Here is a 16,779-nt window from a genome sequence, read left to right on the forward strand (position 1 = left end):
GTCAGCTCGCCGCGCCGAGCGGGACCCGGGTTGCCGAGGAACGGTGCGTCGACGATCGTCACACCCAGCCGCGTCCCCGCCGCGAGAACCTCGGCAATGGCCGAGCCGACGGTCGCGCTCTGCAGCACAACCGTATTCGTCTCCAGGGCGGGCGCGATCTGCGCGAGGACGTCGAGTACCGCGGGTGTGTCGAACACGGTGACGATGACGACCTCGGCCGCTCGCACCGCTTCGGCCGCGGTCGAGAAGACCAGCGCGCCCTCGATTTCCAGCGGCCGAGCCCGAGACTCGGTCCGGTTCCACGCGCGAACCGCGAACCCGAGTTCGAGCAATCGCCGCGCCATAGCGAATCCGGCATCGCCGGTCCCGAGAACTGTCACAGTGGTCATCGCTGACCTTCCTGATGCATCAACTTGATACATCCACTCACGGTACGATGCTACCGCACGACACCGGATCAGTTCTGGAGCGAAATGGATTCCGACACAACGCATACCGAACTCTCCGCACGCGAGAAGGAACTCTGGCGAGGGTTCCTGCGCTTCAGCGGAAAGGTCATCTCCGCCGTCGAGCGCGACCTGTTCGCCGCGACCGGACTCTCCGGCGCCGACTTCCAGATCCTCGCCCGCCTCTACGAATCCGAAGAACAACGGCTCGGCCAGAAGCAACTCGGCGAGCTCGTCGGCTGGACCACGACACGGCTGTCGCACCAGCTCACGAGAATGCGGACGCGAGGCTTCGTCGATCGGGCCGCCGCCGGGCACGGTCGCCTCATGACGATCTCCCTCGCCGATGCGGGACGGCGGACCTACGAATCAGCGCTGGCAGTGCATGCGAATTCGGTTCGCGCACACTTCTTTCGGCACCTCGATGCGACATCGATGAGCGACGAACTGTGGTTCATGGACGACGGCGGCTGTGAACTCGACAGCGAGACGCGGTCGTAGTTTCGCCGGACTGGCGGCTGATTCGGTCAGCGCGATATGCGGCATGTGCGCGCACGCCTGGACTGTAGCCAGTAGGCGGCTTCCATCTGCGCGGGCGGGATATCCCCGCAGTAGCGGTAGAGCCGCCGATGGTTGAACCAGTCCACCCATTCCGCGGTGGCGAACTCGACGTGGTCGACGCTGCGCCACGGGCCGCGCGGTTTGATCAGCTCGGTCTTGTAGAGACCGTTGATCGTCTCGGCGAGGGTGTTGTCATACGACGCCCCGACCGAGGGCTGGATCCCGGCCTCGGCGAGCCGTTCGGAGAACGCAGTGGATGTGTCTTGTGTGCCGCCGCGTCCGGGTCGTCGGTATCCTATGTCGTGATGGGTGGGCTCGGTCAGTATGACGGTGGTGGCGAGAGCCGTTCGCCACGAGCGCTTTTCGCGACCAGGCTGGCGGAGCTGTGGGAGGCCGCCGGCAATCCCACTCTGCAGCGGGTTGCCGATGCTGCGGAGGCGCGGATGCGCGCCGCGCGGGCACCCGGTCACAGCCGCAGCTCCTTGCCGCAGCGCATCAGTGATTGGCGAGCCGGTCGCAATGTGCCCTCCCGGTTCGAATCGTTCGAACCGGTATTGGTGACATTGGCTCGACTGGCCGAGGCCGCGGCGGGACCGGTCCCGACGGCCTTGTCGAACCGGTCGGCCTGGCAACGTTTGTGGAAGGCGGCGACCGTAGAATCCCTGCGCCCGACGGTGACGACCGCTCTGCGGCGCGATACCGGCACGCTCGTCGGCCGCGAGTCCGAGATACAACGGATTCTCGACGCGGCGGGGCCGGGCCGGGTGGTGTCCATCCACACCGTCGACGGCATGCCCGGCGTCGGCAAAACCGCTCTGGTCACCCGGGTAGCGCACCTTTTGTCCGACCGATTCCCCGACGGCCGGTTCTTCGTGGAACTCAACACCCACACTCCCGGACAGGCCCCCGTCGATCCTGCCGACGTCCTGGCCACACTGCTCACCGACCTCGGAATCGCGCCAGGCCACATCCCCGACTCGCTCACCGCGCGTCGTGACCTGTGGCGCGACCGCGTCTCCACCAAGCGGATGCTGCTGGTGCTCGACGACGCCCGCGACCACGCTCAGATCGAATCACTGCTCCCGGCCGGACCCGACTGCCTCACCCTGATCACCAGCCGCCGCCGACTCGTCGCCCTGGACAACGCTTCGCCGCTGGCCCTGGACACCCTCACCCCCGACAACGCCGCCGACCTGTTCTGCCGTCTGGCACACCGCAACCCGAGCGGCAGCGACGCCGTCGCCGAGATCGTCCGATCGTGCGGCTACCTGCCTCTGGCGATCGTGCTGCTGGCCGGGCGCCTGGCCCATCACCCCGCCTGGACCCTCACCGGCCTGGCCACCGAATTCGCCACGGCCCGGGATCGGCTCGGTGAACTCGACAGCGGCGACCGCGCTGTCCGGGCCGCCTTCACCACGTCCTACAACAGCCTGGCGTCCGAGTGGCAGCGGTTGTTCCGCCGGCTGGGGCTGCACCCCGGACCCGACTTCGACGCTCACGCCGCCGCGGCCCTCGGCGACATCCCACTCACCAAGGCCCGACACGCCCTCGATGCCCTCTACACCGACCACCTCGTCGAGGAGACCACACCCGGCCGCTACCGCCTGCACGACCTGCTACGCGAATACGCGAGCAGTCTGGCCTCCACCGACTCACCCGGCGACCGTGCCGACGCCCTGGACCGCCTCCACACCTACTATCGGCACACCGCCGCAACCGCACAACGATATCTCGGGCGTGTCACTCGCCCCGCCGCCCACGTCGGTAGCGGACCGTCGCCGGCACCCGATCTTCCGGTCAGGGATCTTCGCGATGTGGTGGAAGCGTTGGCGTGGATGCGCAGCGAGCGAGCCAACTTCCTCGCCCTCATCGACCATGCGGCATCCCACCAGCAGCCATCACAGGCAATAGAGCTGATCGGTTCGCTGGCATGCCTGCTCGACTCGGACGGACCATGGCCGCAGGCAATCGAACTGCACCAACGGGCGTCGGCTCTCGCCCAGCAGATCGGTAGTCAACTCGCCGAGGCCAATGCTCACGTCGACTTCGGCTACGTATGCATTCGAAGCGGCGGTCAACGCGACGTCGCTGAGGAACTGCAGCAGGCTTTCACGATCTACCGCGGACTCGGCAATCGCCTCGGTCAGGCCAACGCCCTCAACAATCTCGGCTGGCTGCACTGCTTTACCGGCGTGTATCAAGACGCCGCGAATGTGTGGCAGCAGGCCCTGACCATCTACCGCGACCTCGGTGACCGAATAGGTCAAGCGATCGTCCTCTCCGGGCTCGGCGTCGTGCACTGGCGGCGCGGCGACTTTCCTGGCGCGACCGACCTGCTGCAGAAAGGACTGGCGATATCCCGCAGTCTCGGCAACTTCCACCAACTCTTCGTTCATATCTTCCTGGGAGGGGTGCTCCTGGACAGCGGCGACCTCCCGGCTGCGATCGACGTGGCGCAGCGCACCCTGTCCCTGTCCCGTCAGTACGGCGACCGCTTGGCCGAAGGTTTGGCTCTGGTCGTCCTCGCAACAGCGCCCCACCGCAGCGGCGACTACGCGGCCGCCATCGACCTCATGCAGCAGGCCACGACGATGTTGGCCGATGGCGGGGATCGCCACATGGAAGCGGAAGGTCTCAATCGTTTCGGTGTGCTGCTCACCGAAACCCATGAGTATGAGAAGGCGATGACGCGGTTCGGCATGGGGCTGAGGCTGGCGCGTCAGAGCCACGATCCGTTGCAGGAGGCCCGCGCATTGGAGGGTCTGGCCCGCAGCCGGGCCAGCCTCGGCGACATCGCCACCGCGATTACCGAACTGCGGGATGCCATCACGATCTACCAGCACATCGGAGCAGCCGAAACCGAATCCGCGACAGCTTATCTCACCACTTTGCAGCACAATCCCGACGGCGGATAATCAGCAGAACCGTGCGGGCGTACCCAGACGGCGCCGTCGCCGCACTCCCGCTGAGCTCGACAATATGGTTTCAATCCCCTGATGGGATGTCTGCCCTCGCTCGTGCAAGCACCTGTCTTCCTCGGCCTCTACCACGTTCTGAGTTCGTTCAACCGCACCGGAACAGGATGGGGACACCTGGGACTGACCCCCGAGGTCAACGCGGCCACCGCAAACTATGTCTTCAGCCCCACCGACGTTCAGTCCTTCCTCACCGCACGTCTTTTCGGTGCACCGATCTCGGCTGCGGATGTTCGGCGAACGGCCCGATGCGGCGTCGGCTCAGTTCGCTGCGGCGACAGGGGCGGCGGGCAGGTCGATGCCGGTCTGGAGTCCGGTGATGATCGAATCGACGATCTCGAACAAGGCGGTCACCTCGTGATCACCACGCGCGATCCAATGATCGATACCGATTCCGAGGCCGCCGAAATAGGCCGACGCGGCGACCTGGGGGCGCAGATCCGACACCGGTAACCCGCTGCGCTCGGCGTAGCGCTGGGTGAGGGCCTGCACCCGGCCGGTGACGCCGGTGAAATGCGCCTGCCGCAGTCCGGGGTGGCTTGTCAGCAGGCGGCGTACCCGTCGCATGCTGTCGACCTGATGTGCGCGCAGCGTGACCTCCGAGTCTCCCAGCAGCAGTTCCCGCCCCGCGGCGCGGGTCGCGGCCAGCACCGACTCCGAGGCCGGGCGGCGGTCGAGCGCCACCAGCAGCTGCGCGATCAGCTCGTCGTCGTTCGCGAAGACCACCGCGGCCTTGGACGGGAAATACCGATTGAAGGTCCGCCGCGTCACCCCGGCCAGGTCGGCTATCTCCTGCACGGTGACCTCGTCGAACCCGCGTTCCTCGAACAACTGCAATGCCGCCTCCACCAACTGCCGACGCATCCGCGTCTTGGCCTGCTCCCGCACACCCGCCGACTCCGCCACGTCACACCACCGCTCTCCTCGATGCCCTGCCCATCCGGGACCGCGTTGACGAGCATAACCCCGCTCCTGTCGCACTGAGACAGCGAGTCATGCCCCCGCTCTCGCGCCGAATGCTCCCGCACGCCGCGACACGGACCGTATTCAGCAGATCGCCGCAGCGGGGATTCGCCACGTCGAAGCCTTCGACGAGGAGAGTGCTCCAGGCCGACCGCTGTCACATGTCTCACAAAGTGTCCCATTGGGACCATTATCGGCCATATATTGCAGAAGCAGTCCCTTTGAGACACGCGGTTCGTACCGCGCCGTAAGCGAAGGAGTGCCTGTTATGACGAACACAATTGTCGATATCGCCACCGAGGTCGACGCCATCGCCGGAAGCCTGGCCGATCTCTATACCAAGCCCATCCAAGGGCCCGCACGAAAGAGGGTGCACCAGTGACCGCGATTATTTCCAGCGCACCGGCGGTGCAGTACGACACGATGGTTCGCGCGCTGATGACCCATAGTGAGATCCGGCCCGACACGGTGGCTTACAGCTTCGTCAACTATCCGGATCCGCAGGATCCGCACGGCGTCAGGGAGTCGCTCACTTTCGCCGAAGTCGACCGGTACGCACGGGCGTTCGCGGTCGGCCTGCTGCAGATCGCCGAACCCGGCGAGCGTGCGGTGTTGCTACTGCCACCCGGACTGGACTACGTGAAAGCGTTTTTCGGCTGCCTTTACGCGGGAATCGTTGCGGTACCACTGTTTCCGCCCAGCACGCACAACGCCAACGGGCGACTCGACGCGGTCTGCACCGACGCGGATCCGGCCTGTCTGATCACCACCGATCGCGAAATGTCCAGCGTCACCGGCTGGCTGGACGACTCGCCGACCGACATCACCCGGATGGTCCTCAGCACCGGGGAGATCGACACGGAGCTTGCGGCGAAGTGGGCGTACCCCGAAATCGATGCCGAGCAAACCGCCCTGCTGCAATACACCTCCGGCTCCACACGCACACCCGCCGGGGTGATGGTGCCCCATCGCGGGCTGCTGGCCAATGCGCATCAGATCTACGACGTGTGGGAGCGCGTCGGTGTGGCCGCGCACGACGACCTTGCCGTAGTCAGCTGGCTGCCACTGTTCCATGACATGGGTCTGATGGCCGGAGTGGTGATGCCGGTCGTTCATGGTCACCCGGTGGTGCAGATGTCGGCGTCGGCGTTCCTGCGTCGCCCCGAGCGCTGGCTGCAGGCCATCAGCGATCTGCCGCAGCAGACCTTCTCGGCCGCCCCGAACCTCGGCTACGAGTTGTGTACACAACGAATCGACGCCGACCGGCGTTCCGAATTGGATCTGAGCCGTTGGCGCTACGGCATAGTCGGCGCCGAGCCGGTGCGGGTGAGCACGGTACGGAAGTTCAACGAGATGTTCGCTCCCTGCGGTCTGCGGGAGTCGACCCTGTGCGCAGGCTTCGGGCTCGCCGAGGCAACGTTGTTCGTATCGGCGCCCTGGCGCTCCGGCGGCGGCGTGCAAACACTGACAGTGGATCGTGACGATCTGTCGAAAGGCATCGTCACCCCGACCGAGGCAGAGGGCGCCGAGATCGTCGGGGTCGGCTCGGCGGTGCCGGGGAACCGAATCCTGATCGTCGATCCGGATACCTGCGAGCAGCTGCCCGAAGATCGTCTCGGCGAGGTCTGGGTCACCGGCCCGGCCATCGCCAGCGGCTACTTCAACCGGCCCGAGGAGACCGCTGCCACCTTCCAGGGCGAACTGTCACCCTCGGACGGTGTCCATTATCTGCGCACCGGCGATATCGGCTTCCTCCACGACGGGGAGCTGTATCTGACCAGCCGTCTCAAGGATCTGATCATCGTCGATGGCCGCAACTTCTATCCACCGGATCTGGAAGACACTGCCGAGCAGGCCCATTCGCTGGTGCTGCCCGGCCGCTGCTCGATCTTCTCGATCACCGAGAACGAACTGGAAAAGATCGTCGTGCTGGTGGAGGCCCGGCTGCAGCCGGGCACCGAGGAGGGTGCCGCGACCGCCGCCGAGCTGCGAACCGCGGTGCGGCAGGCCATCTTCGACATCCATGAGGTGAGCGTGCACGAGGTCGTGCTCGTCGCGCCCGGCGCGATTCCACGCACCTCCAGCGGCAAGATTCAACGCTCGGCCTCCCGCCAAGCGTATCTCGACCGATCCCTGCGAACGCTGAGTGTGAAATGACCACCACAACTACCCAGTCTGAAGTCCCGTCGTCGTGCGTTGCGGGAGATGCTGCTCAGCCACACTGTCGTCTACACCGAGGGAGGAGGTCAACCAGCGCGTCTGGCGGAAATCGGCCCAATGCCGACGCTCACCGTAAATCCACACCCAAGAGTCGCTCGGTGGCGCGATCGGCTTACGGCACCGCCGGAAAGGGCGGTCAGCTCAGTGTCCGAGTGTACGAGTATGTGGCCCACGACAATTGAACGTCGCCGTTGCTACGGGCTGATGACGAGTTGCTCACCGGCAGAGGTGCCGCACCCGTGCGGTAAATTCAGTTGGGTGTAGCTCGATCGTGGGGACGGTTGATCAGGCTGCGAGTTGGTAGTCGTCGCGGTGGACGCGGTTACGGCAGGGGGCCGTCCTCCTGGGTCGCGCCGTCTGGCCCGAGGGTCACCCGTTCCATGGTCGGGCAGCGTTTTCGGTAGTCGGTCCCGGTGTAGTGACCGTCCCCGGCGTTGGTGGTCGGAATCCCGAAGAGCAGCTTCGAGTACTTGGCCTGCGAGCACGTGGTGGCGGAGTTGTTCCAATCGAAATACTCGGTCCAGGAGTTGAAGCTGGTCGGGCTGATGTGGGCGTCGGCCGGTGCCTGGATGGTTCCCAGAATCGTTGTGGTGCCGGCGGTTCGATCCTCCACCGTGAACGTCCAGCCGTTTCCGGCGGCTTTGGTCACCGAGAGCAGGTAGAGATGTCCGGCCACCGGACGGGTGGTGAGGCGGCAGGATTTGCCGACCCCTTCGCCGCCGAAATCCTCACAATGGACGCCTGCGGGCCCGGGCGCGGCCCCGGTCGCATTCCACAGCGATCCCAGGAACATGCCGCCACCATCGTTGTGAGTTTGAAAACCGATGTAGGCCACGGTCTGTGCGGAGTCGTCGAAGTTGAACTGCGTAGACCAGTAGGCGTTGTAATTTCCAGGGTCGACCTGAAGCGTCATCGGCATGGTGAACGAGGTGACTTCGCCTGGCGCATTCCAGTCTGCGTAGGTGCCGGGCGTGGCGCCGGTGTCGTTGTCATCCGGTGGGGCGTTCGGATCACGCGCGGTCGTCGGTTCGGGCGGAGCCGCCTCGGCTGAATGGGTGGACTGCCCGCACGCTACGGCCAACAGAACACAGAACAACGCAGGTGAAAACCTTCGCATGCCCCGACTACTGTTCATTTGCCAAATATTAGCTGACGTGTGCTGACTCTCTCCGCGCATTCAGTGTTCTATGCGCTCGACCATACGAGTTGCTTCCGCGCGGCGGCCCCGCGACAGCACCCGTTCGGCAGTCGCCAACTCCTCGATCCGTCGCCGCAGCTCTCGGCTCACTCCCGAGCCGCGGCCTCCCGCCGCTCGAGCTCGTCAATCCAAGACGCCATCGCGCCTCCACCACCGGCCAGACCCACTCCGACCATAAGACGCCACCAGCCGGGCCAACACCCCCAACGCATTCCCGCAGGTCAATCCCTCACCGGAAACGAGCTACACCCAATTCGGTTCGACTACCTTGGGGCGTAGTACATCTCGTAACGGATAACTTCAGAAAAACGTCCGGTAATCGGGGCGCGCGTTGGGAAGCTGTGGCAGCCAATCGTTCCGGACCGCTGACCAACGCGCGGGTCGCGGCATGTGCGTGCGTTGGACGACTATGTCACCCAAGCAATCCGAACGGTTCTCCACGAGACCGGGGTATGCCCATCACCTCGGCCGTCACCGACAAGCGATCATGGCTCGGCGATCTCCGGCCCGTCTAGTGATCGCGGGCCTGGCGGAAGGCATTTCGCAGCTCGCTGACCAGCACGTCGGGTTGTTCCCAGCCCGCGAAGTGCCCGCCATACTCCCTCTCGTTCCAGCTGATGAGATTGTGGTAGCGGTGTTCCGCCCAGCGCTTGGCGACTGGGAACGGTTCGGCCGGAAACAATGTGCAGGCGGTGGGTACGGTCACCGCCTGCGCGTTCTGCGCCTCTGCGCTGCGCGGCGTCCACCGCACCGCCTCCCAATACCAGCGAGCGGTGGAGGCACCGGTGCCGGTGAACCAATACAGGGCGATGTCGTCCACCTGCTGTGCCACGGTGACGCCTCCACCTGCCTCGGGTCGCGTGTCCGAAAAGGAAACCAGCGCCTCGCTCAGCCACGCGGCGAGCCCGGCCGGCGAGTCGAGCAAGGAGTAGCCGAGCGTCTGCGGGAGCATGCCCTGGACAATCACATGGGTAGGGCCGGTCATCATGAACCTGTCCCGTTTGGCGATCAAGGCTTTTTCCGCGGCGTCGGCCGTCGCTACGTCCTCGGGGAAAGGCGACGCGATCGGCATGGTCAGATGCAGGGCAGCGACTCGCTCCGGTGCCAGGCGAGCCAGCTCGGTGCTGATGAACGCGCCCCAGTCGCCGCCGTGCGCACCGAAGCGTTCGTAGCCGAGCCTGGTCATGAGATCTGCCCAGGCCTGTGCGGTACGGCCAGGGTTCCAGCCGAGTTCCTGGGGCCGCTCGCTGAACCCGAAACCGGGCAGGGCCGGCACGACCACGTCGAAGGCGTCCGCAGCGGAACCGCCGTGCGCGACCGGATCGGTCAGCGGCCCGATAACGCTCTCGAACTCCAGCACCGAGCCAGGCCAGCCGTGCGTCAGCACCAAAGGAAAGGCGTCGGGTTCAGGCGAGCGCACGTGCCAGAACGCGATATTCAGGCCATCCAGCCGGGTGCGGTAGTGCGGCAACGCATTCCATCGCTTCTCCACCGATCGCCAGTCGTGCTGTCGCCAGGTATCCAGCAGGCTCCGCAGGCGTTCCAAGCCGATACCCTGCGTACCGTCCGGAACCGTCTCTGCCTCAGGAAGCCGAACGTGGTCGAGACGCCTCCGCAGATCCTCCAGATCGTGTTCAGGAATGCTCACCGGAAATGGTTCGATCTCAGTCACAACCGCAACACTAGGACACAGGCACCGAACCCGCTCGATGCACAAAACCGCGCACTGCCCGCGGCGTTGGTCAGTTCGATCATGTTGCGCTGCAGGTGATTGCCGCTGTTCTCGGTGACGGCTGGAGAACGTCCGGTTGCCATGCCATGCACCATAATCGTACAGGTGTTCGATACAATCTCGGTGTGGTTACATTATGACCGACTGGCGAATACGCTCGCAGGAAAAGGCAGATGCGGCCGACGGCGGACGGCCACAACGATTTTCGAGCCTTTCACCGATGCGGGAGGAGTCGATGTGACGACCGAGACGAGTGCCGGAATCCACGAACTGGCCCACGTCCTGGAGGGCGAGCTGGAGCGCTTCGCGGCGCCGGGGATGGCTGTGGGCGTGGTTCAGAATGGGCAGGTGGTCCTGGCCCGCGGGTTCGGGCTCCGTGACGTGGCAGCGGAACTACCGACCACCGAGCAGACCTTGTTCGCGATCGGCTCCACGACCAAGGCCTTCACCGCCACCCTGCTCGCCGCCCTGGTCGGTGACGGACTGCTGGAGTGGGATCGTCCGGTCCGGGAGTACCTGCCGCGCTTGCGATTACACGACCCGGTCGCCACCGAGCTGATAACTGCCCGCGACCTGCTCTGTCACCGCTCCGGGCTGCCCCGCCACGACTTCGTCTGGTACGCCAACCCCGAGCTGAGCCGGCGCGAGATGGTGGAACAGCGGCTGCGCCATCTGGAACCGAACCGGACCTTCCGCGAGGTCTGGCAGTACAACAACCTCATGTACCTGACCGCCGGCTACCTGGCCGGGGAACTGCTCGGCAGCAGCTGGGAGCAGGGGATCCGAGAGCGACTGCTCACACCGCTGGGTATGACCGATACCTGTTTCTCCCCACAGGACGCGCGCCGCGCCGCGGACTGGAGTCGCGGCTATCGGGAACGCGATGGCGTTCGCGAAGAGATGCCGCCCAAGGACTTTCCCGTCTGCGGCCCGGCGGGCAGCATCTACTCCTCCGTCTCCGACCTCGCGCGCTGGGTACAGGCCAATCTGAACGGGGGCCACCTCGATGGCCGGGAGGTGATCGCCCCAGCCGCGCTGCGCGCTCTGCACGTGCCGGCCATGGCACTGGGCGAGGAGCCGAGGCTGTGGCCGGAGAAATTCGGAATCGGTTACGGCCTGGGCTGGGCACTAGAAAGCTACCGCGGCCACCGTCTGGTACACCACGGCGGCAATATCGACGGCTACAGCGCCAAGGTGGTGCTGGCACCCGACGCCGCGGCCGGGGTGATCGTGCTGGTCGATCACCATGCCACCACATTCCCCGACGCAGCCTGCTACCTGGCCGTCGACGAATTGCTGGGACTGCCGCCGCTACCGTGGGGCGAGCGCATGGTCGAACTGCAGCAGTCGGTGCGGGCGGGCGCCAAGGAGGCGACCCGGCGCCAGCGCGCGGGCGCCGCCGACACCCCCCACGCCCACCCCGAGGCCGCGTACCTGGGCGAATTCCACCATCCCGGCTACGGAACGCTGCACGTCACCGCCGGCGCGGACGGGCTCACGGCCCGCCTGGGGGTCCTGGACCTGGGTATGCGACACCGCCACTTCGAGACCTGGGATCTCGATCTGGCGACGGTGGAAACCCCGCTCACCCTCACCTTCGCCACCGATTCCGAGGGCGAGGTGAGTTCGCTGGCCGTGCCGTTCGAACCGTCGGTCTCCCCCATCATCTTCCGCCGCCTGCCCGGGCAGGAACTCTCCGACCCCGAGCGCCTGGCAACGTTCACCGGCGACTACCTGATGGGTCAGCTGCGGGCACGGGTGCGGCTCGACCACGACCACCTCACCCTCGACGTGGCGAGTAGTCAGGCCGTGACACTCGAGCCCACCGGTGAACACGCCTTCGCGGTGCGACGGCAGCCCGGCGTTCGCGTCCAGTTCGTCGTCACCGACTCCCGTGTGACGGAGATGGAGGTTCATCCCGGGGGTGGCGTCTACATCCGGCAGGTGCCCGATATCTGACCGGTGGCGCGTGGTGACCTGGTGGGCGGCATCCGGCACCGCAAGGCCGGCAACCTGGTTCGACTCCGCCCATATATGCGCTCGGGGAGACCACTGACCTGTAGCCTCGCGCCGCGCCGGTGGGCCAATGACCTGGACGGCATTGTCGCCTGGCCGAACGTGATAACGGCCTGCACTGAAGACGATCGTTGCGGCTCTGCCCAAGTCGACATCCGCAGCATTGGTTGCGGCCTCGGCAGAGGCTCTCTGACATGATCCCGGCGTCCGATATCGACCCCCTTGTCGGTGGTTCGAGTGGAATGCCAGGTTCTCGCTGATTCCCTATATGGAGTGGGAGCTGACCGTGTTCGGCGGTGAGATCATGCGCGGCGTCACCGCCCTCACCCCCAATGAGGACGGCAAGATCAACCACCTGGTCGTCTACCACCGCCCGATGCTCACCGGCCTGCGCCTGTCCGACCGCTTGCGCACGCTCGCCGACAGCGAACTCGATGACGACATGTTCTACAGCGATCTCGAGCAGGACACCGCGACCCTCGGATTCCCCAGTAGCGCAGACGCCATGCTGTTACAGCATCGGATCCAAGGTCCTGCTCACGCCGGACAACGGGCCGCTGCGCATCCGCTTGTGTGTCGCCAACCGTGACAAGGCGCACCACCTCGGTGACGTTCACAACGAACCTGTCGAACGCCCCTTGCTCCAGGTCTGGCGAACCACGACTCCCTCACCGCCACAACGCATCAAGGGATGGGACCTTCTCGCCGGAGACCTCACCGAAACAACACCGACCACCCCACTGCCCCCTCCGCCCGGCAACCAAATGTCGCGGTCCACCATGCCTCAGATCTTCAACCCCTCGGACAAACAAAACCCCTGAGACGACCCGCGGGCAAGGAGGTACCGGCCACCTTCCCGCGCGGCTGCTGGTCGGCTCCGGTCCGTCGCTGAACTCGGCACCGCCGACAGTGGCATCGCTCCGGCGGCGGTAGCCGAGACCTGGGCGTTTACCTCTGTTCGGGATGAGTCGGCGTTCGAGTCCTATAGTTCGTATTCAGCGTGCAGGGCCGCAGCGAGGGGGGGCGATATGGCGGATCGGGTGGAGATGGATCCTGCCGAGGTACACGCCACGGCAGGGTGGCTGGAATCGTCGGCACGGGAGTTCACCGACGAGCTGGACAGGCTGATACGCGAGGTCCACACGTTCATCGGCGGTGACTGGCAGGGCAACGCCGCCGGGTCTCATCACGACGCGTGGACCGAATGGGAGCAGGGCGCCCGCCAGGTCATCGCCGGGCTGGAACACGACGCCGCCGCTTTACATCGAGTCGCGGACGCGGCCGTAGGGACCGATCGCGGTAACGCGGATGGGATCAGTGCCACCGGCCCAGGGGTGGGATAGCGATGCCTGCCAGCAACTATCGGGTCGATCTGGACGGGATGCAGAGCCTCATCGACAAAGCCGCTGGGCTCGAGAAGCGGATCGAGGACCGACTGGGCGAGATCCAGAAGCGCATCGCTGAGCTGCACATCACCTGGGCCGGTGACGCCGCCCGAGCACACACAACCGCCGCCGCGGAATGGGCTGCCGGTGCCGCAGAGATGAACGCCGCGCTCGGCGACCTCCGCAAGGCGCTCGACCGCGCTCGGTCCGCTTATCACGCGGTCGGGCCCACGAACTACGGTATGTGGCCGCAATGACCGCGCCGACAGTGCCGCTGATCGTCTGTCGCGGCGACGAATACCATTCTGCCGGTGAGGTTTTCGGTCAGATGGCCACCGACACCGTAACGACTCACTCCGTGCTGGTGACCGTACTGACCAACTTCGCGGGCATGGCCGGCGACGACAGCGTCGGTGCGCAGTGGGCGGCATCGTACGACGAAGCCGCCCAGCTGGCAGTCTCGGCGTCGTCCAAGCTGGCGACCGCGTGCGGGCAAGTGCGGGATCTGGTCGTCGTCGGTGCCCACAACCATGAGGTCGCCGAAGCCGCCGCCAACCTCAAAGACCTTCCACCGCCCCCTGTTCCGCCGTTGCTGCCCGACCCTTGCCTGCCGGAAACCGCACCCTCCGCGGCTGGGAACGGGATACCCGAGCCATTCGGCTGGTCGATCATCAAAGACGTCGTTGGGATGGCATGGCCGAACGGGCACCAGGACCAGCTCAATTCCGCTGCAACAGCGTGGCACACTGCCGCCGCTGATTACCGCACTGTGGCCGGGCAAGCACCTCAGGCAGTCGATCTGCTGCGCAATCAGCAGTCCCCCGAGATCGACATCGCGGCCCAAACATGCACCGATCGGCAAGCCGACCTCAACGCCCTGGCCGATGCCTGCCAGACCCTCGGCGACGCGTGCAGCGACTACGCCCAGTCACTCGACGACGCGCACAGCAAGATCCTCGATACACTGCGCGAACTCGTCATCGAAACCGCCGCAGCCGAAACCGCTTTCGCGGTCCTGGCACCGTTCACCGGCACAATCTCCGAATGGGTCGGCAACAGCGCCATGGCCGCCCGCATCGGCCTCAAAGCCCGCCGCATCACCACGATCATCGGCGAACTCGCCACCAAGGCAGCGAAATTCATTACCGAGGCTGTCAAACCACTGACAGAGCGACTGAAACCGCTCCTGGAACGAATCCGCACATGGGTCGAGCAAGCCAGGATCAGACTCACCGGCGGTGGCGCTGGGTCAGCGGGCCTGAACTGGGAGAAGATCAGCGGCCTTGTTCGTGACGCCGCGAAGGGGAAAGGCAACTTCGGGATCGGTGACGGGACCGTCCAAGAGGCCGAAGCAGCAGGTCGAGCATGGGTGGGGCCGAATGCTAAGGTCGCCTCCGACGGCAAAACCTTGGTCAGCGAGGACGGATTACGACAGTTCCGGCCCCCGAGTTTCAAGCCGAATCTTGGTCGGTATCAAAGTAACTTCGAATGGAGGAATGTTGCGAATGGTCAGTGGCAGGGCAACGGCCACCTCAACGTCACGGACCTGCCATGAAAGCTGAGCTGAAACGCCTGCACAGCCCGGACGCAGACCTGACCAGCGGCAACCTGCCCGAAGACGCGTTGTTCGTGCAGTTGATGATCGGCCCCGAAGGATCTCCCGGGGAGGAGTCCTTCGATGTCGTGGTCTGCACACCGCGGTCACATGACCGTGTGATCGATCCCGAGGATCCGGACTCCGGAAAGTATCTGCTGATCCTCGACCGTATCGACGCCGGGCTGATCGAGCAGTACGTGCGTGAATACCTGCGCGATCTCGACCGGCCCACCTGGCAGGAACTCGCCCAGGAAATCGGGAAACTCGGCAAGTGGGAATTCCAGGACTACCAGCCATAAACGAGCGGTATGGCCCGGGGCAGGCCCATGAAGACCAGCAGCGCGAGGTGGGTCGATGCCGCCAAGCGAGTCGCAGGCGGCGAACTCGACCGGATATGGTGCCCCGAAAACGACGACTTCCTCAAGGTCACCTGGATACCAGGCCCCGGCAACACTGGCGAATACCTGCTCCGGTGTCGCTCATGCAGCGCAGCCAACTACCTGCGGACCACCCGCGCACCAAACCACCCCGGCGACCATCCGTCGCACCCCGACTGAGGGAGCGGCACGAGCAGCCGGCAGTGACCCAAGTTTCCTCACGAAGGCCGACACACCATGACAGACCTGCAAGCATGGGAGCAGCAGCTTCAGCACGACCTCGCCGAGATCCGCCGCCACAACCAGCAACTCACCCAGGCGGCAGCCACCCTGCGGGGCCGTGGCGAGGTCCGCGGTGTCGCGGTCGAAGTCAACGCCAGCGGTGACATCACCGACCTGCAGATCGCACCCGCAGCGATGCGCTGGACCAGCAGCCAACTCAGCCAGGCCCTCCTCGACTGCCACCGACAAGCACGCGCCGACGCGAAACCAAGGCCGAACGACTCATCCGCAAGACCGATTCACGCATCCGCGACCAGATACTCCGCACCCGCGAACTATCCGTCAGCGCGGAACCCGAACCCAGGGCCAAGACCGAAGGGGAAATCCAGGCCGCCGACGACGCCTACTTCGAACGCATGAACCGCCACGGCTGGCGAACCGACCAATAAGAACGGACGCCATGACCGACGTCGAGTTCACCGTCACCCACCTGTGGGAGCTCCCCGGCAGGTTCTATATAACCGGCCAGCTCACCGCCGGCGAGGTCAATCCCGGTGACGTGCTGGTCGATTCGGAAACCGGTGCCCGAGTCAGGGTGATCGGCATCGACATCCACGGCTCGCTGCGACCGCCGGAGTGCACCCTCGTCATCGACCGCGCCGACGTCGCCACGGTCCGTGTCGGCCAACGGCTTGTGAACGACAAAGCTCTCCGGAACACCACGTCTCAATGACCGGCCAGGCCGTTCGTACGGCGCGCCGGAATCCGCGCCAGGTGTCACGAATCCTTGTGAGGTTCTTGGGCTTCCTTGGCTAGCGCGAGGACGGCCCGGCTCAGGCTGCGGAGATCCGGTGGGTCTCGTCGTTCGCTCTCGACGATGATGTGATGGTCGCGCGGTTGGCCGACCTTTCTATTGCCCCGATTTCCCATAATGTGCTTCCCGTCCGTTTCTGGAGGTATCGCTGTTCTGGAAGTACCGGCCAATCGACGTTTGGTCACTCTGACACCGCAGTTTACGACCTCCTCCCTCGGTCCTGGGCTAGAGTCGCAGCGCCTGGTGTATAGCAGCCGGTTGGACGCGTCGCTC

The 16,779-nt window shown here is 65.3% G+C and carries 15 protein-coding genes and 2 pseudogenes; 11 read left to right on the top strand and 6 right to left on the bottom strand.

Features of this window, described 5'->3' with window-relative positions:
• A partial coding sequence (locus ACIA76_RS20885) for an NAD(P)-binding domain-containing protein (protein WP_397153505.1) occupies positions 1 to 389 on the bottom strand: 389 nt, incomplete at its 3' end.
• 84 nt (positions 390 to 473) lie between these two features.
• Between ACIA76_RS20885 and ACIA76_RS20890 the strand changes: the two genes are divergently transcribed.
• On the top strand, positions 474 to 947 hold the full coding sequence (locus ACIA76_RS20890; RefSeq protein WP_397153506.1) for a MarR family winged helix-turn-helix transcriptional regulator: 474 nt from the start codon (positions 474 to 476) through the stop codon (positions 945 to 947).
• Between the two features lie 26 nt (positions 948 to 973).
• On the opposite strand, the pseudogene ACIA76_RS20895 reads toward ACIA76_RS20890, so the two are convergent.
• Positions 974 to 1,279: pseudogene (locus ACIA76_RS20895) on the bottom strand (integrase core domain-containing protein); the annotation flags it as partial.
• Positions 1,280 to 1,450: 171 nt separating this feature from the next.
• Between ACIA76_RS20895 and ACIA76_RS20900 the strand changes: the two are divergent.
• Both ACIA76_RS20900 and ACIA76_RS20905 read left to right on the top strand, forming a co-directional pair.
• Positions 1,451 to 3,922 carry an ATP-binding protein gene (locus ACIA76_RS20900; RefSeq protein ID WP_397153507.1) on the top strand — a complete coding sequence of 824 codons (2,472 nt, stop codon included), beginning with the start codon at positions 1,451 to 1,453 and terminating at the stop codon, positions 3,920 to 3,922.
• Positions 3,923 to 3,979: 57 nt separating this feature from the next.
• A pseudogene (locus ACIA76_RS20905) lies at positions 3,980 to 4,210 on the top strand (YidC/Oxa1 family membrane protein insertase); the annotation flags it as partial.
• Between the two features lie 33 nt (positions 4,211 to 4,243).
• Here ACIA76_RS20905 and ACIA76_RS20910 read toward each other — a convergent pair.
• Positions 4,244 to 4,888, bottom strand: coding sequence for a TetR family transcriptional regulator (locus ACIA76_RS20910; RefSeq protein ID WP_397153508.1), 645 nt, complete (start codon positions 4,886 to 4,888; stop codon positions 4,244 to 4,246).
• A 435-nt stretch (positions 4,889 to 5,323) separates the two neighbouring features.
• On the opposite strand from ACIA76_RS20910, the gene ACIA76_RS20915 reads away from it, so the two are divergent.
• Positions 5,324 to 7,102, top strand: coding sequence for a fatty acyl-AMP ligase (locus tag ACIA76_RS20915; protein WP_397153509.1), 1,779 nt, complete (start codon positions 5,324 to 5,326; stop codon positions 7,100 to 7,102).
• 385 nt (positions 7,103 to 7,487) lie between these two features.
• Here the strand turns inward: ACIA76_RS20915 and ACIA76_RS20920 are convergent, their stop codons facing one another.
• The 3 genes from ACIA76_RS20920 to ACIA76_RS20930 form a co-directional block, all read right to left on the bottom strand.
• Positions 7,488 to 8,342: a DUF3472 domain-containing protein gene (locus tag ACIA76_RS20920; RefSeq protein ID WP_397153510.1), complete on the bottom strand. Its 855-nt coding sequence runs from the start codon at positions 8,340 to 8,342 to the stop codon at positions 7,488 to 7,490.
• Positions 8,343 to 8,874: 532 nt separating this feature from the next.
• Positions 8,875 to 10,035, bottom strand: coding sequence for an epoxide hydrolase family protein (locus tag ACIA76_RS20925; protein ID WP_397153511.1), 1,161 nt, complete (start codon positions 10,033 to 10,035; stop codon positions 8,875 to 8,877).
• The gene (locus tag ACIA76_RS20930; protein ID WP_397153512.1) at positions 10,032 to 10,178 is read right to left on the bottom strand and encodes a hypothetical protein; all 147 of its coding nucleotides are present in this window, start codon (positions 10,176 to 10,178) and stop codon (positions 10,032 to 10,034) included. Before ACIA76_RS20930 ends, ACIA76_RS20925 begins: the two co-directional genes overlap by 4 nt.
• A gap of 154 nt (positions 10,179 to 10,332) precedes the next feature.
• Between ACIA76_RS20930 and ACIA76_RS20935 the strand changes: the two genes are divergently transcribed.
• The 7 genes from ACIA76_RS20935 (at position 10,333) to ACIA76_RS20965 (ending at position 16,425) form a co-directional block, all read left to right on the top strand.
• Positions 10,333 to 12,054: a serine hydrolase gene (locus ACIA76_RS20935; protein ID WP_397153513.1), complete on the top strand. Its 1,722-nt coding sequence runs from the start codon at positions 10,333 to 10,335 to the stop codon at positions 12,052 to 12,054.
• 325 nt (positions 12,055 to 12,379) lie between these two features.
• Positions 12,380 to 12,700, top strand: a complete 321-nt coding sequence (locus ACIA76_RS20940; RefSeq protein ID WP_397153514.1) for a hypothetical protein — start codon at positions 12,380 to 12,382, stop codon at positions 12,698 to 12,700.
• A gap of 439 nt (positions 12,701 to 13,139) precedes the next feature.
• Complete coding sequence (locus ACIA76_RS20945) at positions 13,140 to 13,454, top strand: WXG100 family type VII secretion target (protein WP_397153515.1); 315 nt, start codon at positions 13,140 to 13,142, stop codon at positions 13,452 to 13,454.
• A gap of 2 nt (positions 13,455 to 13,456) precedes the next feature.
• Entirely contained in the window at positions 13,457 to 13,753 is a 297-nt protein-coding gene (locus tag ACIA76_RS20950) for a WXG100 family type VII secretion target (protein WP_397153516.1), read from the top strand.
• Positions 13,750 to 15,051 carry a hypothetical protein gene (locus ACIA76_RS20955; protein ID WP_397153517.1) on the top strand — a complete coding sequence of 434 codons (1,302 nt, stop codon included), beginning with the start codon at positions 13,750 to 13,752 and terminating at the stop codon, positions 15,049 to 15,051. Before ACIA76_RS20950 ends, ACIA76_RS20955 begins: the two co-directional genes overlap by 4 nt.
• Positions 15,048 to 15,392, top strand: a complete 345-nt coding sequence (locus ACIA76_RS20960) for an Imm8 family immunity protein (RefSeq protein ID WP_397153518.1) — start codon at positions 15,048 to 15,050, stop codon at positions 15,390 to 15,392. Before ACIA76_RS20955 ends, ACIA76_RS20960 begins: the two co-directional genes overlap by 4 nt.
• Positions 15,393 to 16,152: 760 nt before the next feature.
• On the top strand, positions 16,153 to 16,425 hold the full coding sequence (locus ACIA76_RS20965) for a hypothetical protein (protein ID WP_397153519.1): 273 nt from the start codon (positions 16,153 to 16,155) through the stop codon (positions 16,423 to 16,425).
• Positions 16,426 to 16,779 lie beyond the last annotated feature (354 nt).

This window comes from Nocardia sp. NPDC051570 (assembly GCF_044454005.1).
GTDB lineage: Bacteria > Actinomycetota > Actinomycetes > Mycobacteriales > Mycobacteriaceae > Nocardia.

Bases quoted from the DNA above. Each gene is read 5' to 3' on its own strand.
- ACIA76_RS20940 (WP_397153514.1), top strand. From the start codon at position 12,380: ATGGAGTGGGAGCTGACCGTGTTCGGCGGTGAGATCATGCGCGGCGTC.
- ACIA76_RS20920 (WP_397153510.1), bottom strand. From the start codon at position 8,342: ATGCGCGGAGAGAGTCAGCACACGTCAGCTAATATTTGGCAAATGAAC.
- ACIA76_RS20890 (WP_397153506.1), top strand. From the start codon at position 474: ATGGATTCCGACACAACGCATACCGAACTCTCCGCACGCGAGAAGGAA.
- ACIA76_RS20930 (WP_397153512.1), bottom strand. From the start codon at position 10,178: ATGGCAACCGGACGTTCTCCAGCCGTCACCGAGAACAGCGGCAATCAC.
- ACIA76_RS20945 (WP_397153515.1), top strand. From the start codon at position 13,140: ATGGCGGATCGGGTGGAGATGGATCCTGCCGAGGTACACGCCACGGCA.
- ACIA76_RS20900 (WP_397153507.1), top strand. From the start codon at position 1,451: ATGCGCGCCGCGCGGGCACCCGGTCACAGCCGCAGCTCCTTGCCGCAG.
- ACIA76_RS20960 (WP_397153518.1), top strand. From the start codon at position 15,048: ATGAAAGCTGAGCTGAAACGCCTGCACAGCCCGGACGCAGACCTGACC.
- ACIA76_RS20965 (WP_397153519.1), top strand. From the start codon at position 16,153: ATGACCGACGTCGAGTTCACCGTCACCCACCTGTGGGAGCTCCCCGGC.
- ACIA76_RS20955 (WP_397153517.1), top strand. From the start codon at position 13,750: ATGACCGCGCCGACAGTGCCGCTGATCGTCTGTCGCGGCGACGAATAC.
- ACIA76_RS20950 (WP_397153516.1), top strand. From the start codon at position 13,457: ATGCCTGCCAGCAACTATCGGGTCGATCTGGACGGGATGCAGAGCCTC.